The organism is Rugamonas fusca (assembly GCF_014042365.1).
GTDB classification, from domain to species: domain Bacteria; phylum Pseudomonadota; class Gammaproteobacteria; order Burkholderiales; family Burkholderiaceae_D; genus Rugamonas; species Rugamonas fusca.
Genome location: NZ_JACEZS010000050.1, coordinates 1 through 6,101, shown reverse-complemented (window position 1 = coordinate 6,101; position 6,101 = coordinate 1). Strand labels below are relative to the sequence as shown.

Genomic DNA, 6,101 nt, shown 5'->3' with positions numbered 1-6,101 from the left:
TGCTCCACGCTTCCTTCCCACAGTCAGTTACCCTTCCGCAGTTGCGCTTCACTTCGCTCACTGTGGTCAGCTCGCGGCGGGACTTGCACCCACAGGAGTGCGCCCATGCTGGGCGCACCAAAAAAAACGGCAAGCCCCGGGGGACTTGCCGTTTCGTCGCGCCGCCGGCGGGGACTGGCCCCGCCGGCCGCGTGCTGGCTTACTTGGCCGCCAGGAAGCCGTGGCTGGACGCTTGCTGCAGGGCCTTCAGGCGCAGCGACTCGTCGCTGCCCGCCAGCGCTTCGCTGCCGGCCAGCAGCTTGCCGTTGGCATCGAACTGCTTGAGCGCGTCGGCCAGCTGGGCCGCGGCCGTGGCCATGCTGCCGCCGTTGACCATGTTCAGCTGCGGGGTGCCCGTGGCGGCTGGCGCCACCGAGCTGCCGTAGCTCGACATCGCCTGCACCAGGCCGGTCACGCTGCCGCGCAGGTCGGTGGCCGGTGCCTGCATCTGGAACCAGACGTCGGCCGCCGTATGGCTGGCGCCGTCGCTGGTCTCGAAGGTCGAGGTGATGCCCACGATGTTGCCATTGTTGAGCGACACATCTTTCTTCGCATCCAGATTGAGCTTGGTGATGCCCAGCTGGTCGAGCGACTTGAGCTCGCTGGCCGTGCTCACGCCGTCGGCATTGCCGTCCACCCACACGCGCAGGTCAGCGAAGGCGCTGTCCTTGCTGTCGATCACGCCGTCGTGGTTGGTGTCCAGTTCCGCCAGGGCCTGGTAGCCGGTCTTGGCTTTCTGACCATCGGCCAGGGTGGTGCCCGCGCCGAACAGCTCGCTACCATCGTTGATCACGCCATCGTGGTTGCGATCGAGCGCCAGCAGGCCGTCGCCGCCACCCACCCAGCCGGTGCCCGTCTTGTTGCCGGTGGCCAGCAGGTCGAACTGCACGCCAGCCGACAGGCCCAGGGTGTTGATGCCGTTGCCGTTCAGGTCCAGCACGATAGGCGTACCCAGTGGCGACGGCAGGGCCGCGATCTGGTCCGTCGTCAGCGCCGGCACCTGGGTGCTGGTGATCGCGCACACCTGGCTGCTGGTCAGACTGTGGATCTGATCGGTGGTCAGGCTGGAGATCTGGGCCGTCGTCAGGGTGGCGATGGCCGAGGTCTTCAGGGCGCGCAGGTCGGCCGTCTCGATGGCCACCAGCTGGCTGGTGCTCAGCGAGGAAGTCTGGGCCGTCGTCAGCGCGGCGAACTGGGTGCTCGTCATGCCCACGATCTGGTCGGTCGTCAGGGCGCGGACTTGCGCCGTGGCCAGGCCGGCCAGCGACTGCGTCTTCAGTGCCGCCACGTCCTCGGTGCCCAGCGCCGCGATGGCCGCGGTGGTCAGGGCCGCCGCTTGCGCCGAGCTCAGCGTCGCCACCTGGCTGGAGCTCAGCGCGACGGCCTGGTCGGTGCTCAGGGCGTTGGCCAGGTCGGCCGTCGTCAGGGCCGCCACCTGGGCCGTGCCCATGTTGGCGATCTGGTCGGTCGTCAGGGCCGCCACCTGGGCCGTGCGCAGCGAGGCGATGGCCGCGGTCTTGAGCGAGGCGAAGTCGCCCGTTTCCATGGCCGCGATGTCAGCCGTCGACAGCGCGCTGATCTGCGCCGTGCTCATGGCCGCGAACTGGCTCGACGACAGCGCCACCACTTGATCCGTGGTCAGGCCGCTGGCCAGGTCGGCCGTCGACAGGGCCGCCACCTGGCCCGTGGTCAGGGCCGTGATCTGGCTGGTGGTCACAGCGGCCAGCTGGGCGGTGGAGAGGCCGGCGATGGCAGCCGTCTTCAACGCTTGCAGGTCGGCCGTCTCGATGGCGGCGATGGCGTCCGTCCCCAGGCCCGACACTTGGGCACTGCTCAGCGCGCCAGCCTGGGCCACGGTCAGGGCCACGATCTGGTCCGTCGTCAAGGCCTTGGCCTGGCTGGTGGACAGGCCGGCGATGGCGGCCGTCTTCAGCGCGGCGAAGTCGGCCGTCTCCAGGGCAGCCAGCTGGGCCGTGCTGAGCGAGGCCACTTGCGCCGAGCTCAGCGCCGCGGCCTGGTTCGAGGTCAGGGCCACGATCTGGTCGGTCGAGAAGCCGGCGCTCAGTTCAGCCGTCGTCAGGGCGGCCACCTGGTTGGTCGACAGCGCGCCGATCTGGTCGGTCGTCAGCGCCGCCACCTGGGCCGTGCGCAGCGAGGCGATCACGGACGTCTTCAGGCCGCTGATGTTGGCCGTGGCCAGGGCGGCGATGGCCGCCGTGGCCAGGGCCGACACTTGCGCCGTGGACAGCGCGCCGAGCTGGGTCGACGACAGCGCGACGGCCTGGTCGGTGGTCAAGCCATTGGCCAGCTGGCTGGTCGTCAGCGAGGCGACCTGGGCCGTGGTCATCGAGCTCACTTCGTTGGTCGTCAGCGCGGCGATCTGGGCCGTGGCCAGGTTGGCGATCACGGACGTCTTCAGGGCCACCAGGTCGGCGGTCTCGAAGGCGGCCACGTCATCGGTGCTCAGGGCGGCGGCCTGGGCGCTCGTCAGGGCGCCCGCCTGGGCCACCGTCAACGCGACGATCTGGTCGGTGGTCAAGGCTTTCACCTGGGCCGTGGCCAGGCCGGCCACGGTCGCGGTGCGCAGCGCGGCGAAGTCGGCCGTTTCCATGGCGGCGATGGCGGCCGTGCTCAGGCCGGCGGCCTGCGCCGAGCTCAGCGCGCCAGCCTGGTTGGAGGTCAGGGCCACGATCTGGTCGGTGGTCAGGGCCGCCACGCTGGCCGAGGTCAGCGAGGCGATCTGGGCCGTCGTCAGGCTGGACAGCTGGTCCGTCGTCAGGGCCGCCAGCTGGGCGGTCTTGAGCGTGGCGATGATGGTGGTCTTCAAGCCCACGATATCGGCCGTCTCGATGGCGGCGATGGCGTTGGTCGACAGCGCGTTGAACTGCGCCGTCGACAGCGCGCCGAACTGGTTGGACGTCAGGGCCACGATCTGGTCGGTGGTCAGGCCGTTGGCCAGGTTGGCCGTGCTCAGCGACGCCACCTGGGCCGTGGTCAGGGCCTGCACCTCGGTGGTGGTCAGGGCCGCCACTTGCTGGCTCGACAGGCCGTTGATGCCGGCGGTCTTGATGGCCGCCAGGTCCTGGGTCTCCAGCGCGGCGACGGCGTTGGTGCTCAAGCCCGCCACTTGCGAACTGGTCAGGGCGCCGGCCTGGGCCGTGGTCAGGGCCACGATCTGGTCGGTCGTCACGGCCGACAGCTGGGCCGTCGACAGCGAGGCGATGGCGGCCGTCTTCAGCGCGGCGAAGTCGGCCGTCACCATGGCGGCGATGTCGTTGGTCGACAGCGCGGCCACCTGGGCCGTGGACAGCGCACCCACCTGACTGGACGACAGCGCCACCACCTGGTCGGTGGTGAGGGCGGCGATGCTGCCCGTGGTCAGCGCGGCCGCCTGGGCGGTGGTCAGGGCGCCGATCTGGTCGGTCGTCATGGCGGCCAGCTGGGCCGTCTTGAGCGAGGCGATCACGGTCGTCTTCAGGCCGCCGATGTTGGCCGTGGCGATGGCGGCGATGTCGGCCGTCGGCAGCGACGAGAACTGCGCCGTGGACAGCGCGCCGAGCTGGTTCGACGACAGCGACACCATCTGGTCGGTGGTCAGGCCGTTGGCGATCTGGTTGGTGGTCAGCGCGGCGACCTGGGCCGTGGACAGCGAGGCCGTCTCATTGGTCGTCAGCGCGGCGATCTGGGCCGTACCCATGGCGGCGATGGCGGCCGTCTTGATCTGGGCCAGGTCGGCCGTTTCCAGCGCGGCGACGGCGTTGGTGCTCAAGCCCGCCACTTGCGAACTGGTCAGCGCGCCGGCCTGGGCCGTGGTCAGGGCCACGATCTGGTCGGTCGTCACGGCCGACAGCTGGGCCGACGACAGCGAGGCGATGGCGGCCGTCTTCAGGGCCGCGAAGTCGGCCGTTTCCATGGCCGCCACGTCGTTGGTCGACAGTGCAGCCACCTGGGCCGTGGACAGCGCGCCCACCTGGCTGGAAGTCAACGCCACCACCTGGTCGGTGCTCAGGGCGGCGATGCTGCCCGTGGTCAGCGCGGCCGCCTGGGCCGTGGTCAGGGCGCCGACCTGGTCGGTCGTCAGGGCGGCCAGCTGGGCCGTCTTCAGGGCTGCGATGTCAGCCGTCTTCAGGCCGCCGATGGTGGCCGTGGCGATGGCGGCCACGGCGGCCGTGGCCAGCGACGAGAACTGCGCCGTGCTCAAGGCGCCGATCTGGTTCGACGACAGCGACACCACCTGGTCGGTGGTCAGGCCATTGGCGATCTGGTTGGTGGTCAGCGCGGCGATCTGGGCCGTGGACAGCGAGGCCGTCTCATTGGTCGTCAGCGCGGCGATCTGGGCCGTGCCCATGGCGGCGATGGCGGCCGTCTTGATCTGGGCCAGGTCAGCCGTTTCCAGCGCGGCGACGGCGTTGGTGCTCAAGCCCGCCACTTGCGCGCTGGTCAGCGCGCCGGCCTGGGCCGTGGTCAGGGCCACGATCTGGTCGGTCGTCACGGCCGACAGCTGGGCCGACGACAGCGAGGCGATGGCGGCCGTCTTCAGGGCCGCGAAGTCGGCCGTTTCCATGGCCGCCACGTCGTTGGTCGACAGCGCGGCCACCTGGCCCGTGGACAGCGCGCCCACCTGGTTGGAGGTCAGCGCCACCACCTGGTCGGTGCTCATGGCGGCGATGCTGCCGGTGGTCAGGGCCGCCACTTGCGCCGTGGTCAGGGCGCCGACCTGGTCGGTCGTCAGGGCGGCCAGCTGGGCCGTCTTCAGGGCTGCGATGTCAGCCGTCTTCAGGCCGCCGATGGTGGCCGTGGCGATGGCGGCCACGGCGGCCGTGGCCAGCGACGAGAACTGCGCCGTGCTCAAGGCGCCGATCTGGTTCGACGACAGCGACACCACCTGGTCGGTGGTCAGGCCGTTGGCGATCTGGTTGGTGGTCAGCGCGGCGATCTGGGCCGTGGACAGCGAGGCCGTCTCATTGGTCGTCAGCGCGGCGATCTGGGCCGTACCCATGGCGGCGATGGCGGCCGTCTTGATCTGGGCCAGGTCAGCCGTTTCCAGCGCGGCGACGGCGTTGGTGCTCAGGCCCGCCACTTGCGCGCTGGTCAGCGCGCCGGCCTGGGCCGTGGTCAGGGCCACGATCTGGTCGGTCGTCACGGCCGACAGCTGGGCCGACGACAGCGAGGCGATGGCGGCCGTCTTCAGGGCCGCGAAGTCGGCCGTTTCCATGGCCGCCACGTCGTTGGTCGACAGCGCGGCCACCTGGCCCGTGGACAGCGCGCCCACCTGGTTGGAGGTCAGCGCCACCACCTGGTCGGTGCTCATGGCGGCGATGCTGCCGGTGGTCAGGGCCGCCACCTGGGCCGTGGTCAGGGCGCCGACCTGGTCGGTCGTCAGGGCGGCCAGCTGGGCCGTCTTCAGGGCTGCGATGTCAGCCGTCTTCAGGCCGCCGATGGTGGCCGTGGCGATGGCGGCCACGGCGGCCGTGGCCAGCGACGAGAACTGCGCCGTGCTCAAGGCGCCGATCTGGTTCGACGACAGCGACACCACCTGGTCGGTGGTCAGGCCGTTGGCGATCTGGTTGGTGGTCAGCGCGGCGATCTGGGCCGTGGACAGCGAGGCCGTCTCATTGGTCGTCAGCGCGGCGATCTGGGCCGTGCCCATGGCGGCGATGGCGGCCGTCTTGATCTGGGCCAGGTCGGCCGTTTCCAGCGCGGCGACGGCGTTGGTGCTCAGGCCCGCCACTTGCGCGCTGGTCAGCGCGCCGGCCTGGGCCGTGGTCAGGGCCACGATCTGGTCGGTCGTCACGGCCGACAGCTGGGCCGACGACAGCGAGGCGATGGCGGCCGTCTTCAGGGCCGCGAAGTCGGCCGTTTCCATGGCCGCCACGTCGTTGGTCGACAGCGCGGCCACCTGGCCCGTGGACAGCGCGCCCACCTGGTTGGACGACAGCGCCACCACCTGGTCGGTGCTCATGGCGGCGATGCTGCCGGTGGTCAGGGCCGCCACTTGCGCCGTGGTCAGGGCGCCGACCTGGTCGGTCGTCAGGGCGGCCAGCTGGGCCGTCTTCAGGGCT

Annotated in this window: 1 protein-coding gene; it reads right to left on the bottom strand. The window is 70.7% G+C overall.

Features of this window, described 5'->3' with window-relative positions:
• Positions 1 to 199: 199 nt before the first annotated feature.
• A partial coding sequence (locus H3H36_RS26200; RefSeq protein WP_220459865.1) for a beta strand repeat-containing protein occupies positions 200 to 6,101 on the bottom strand: 5,902 nt, incomplete at its 5' end.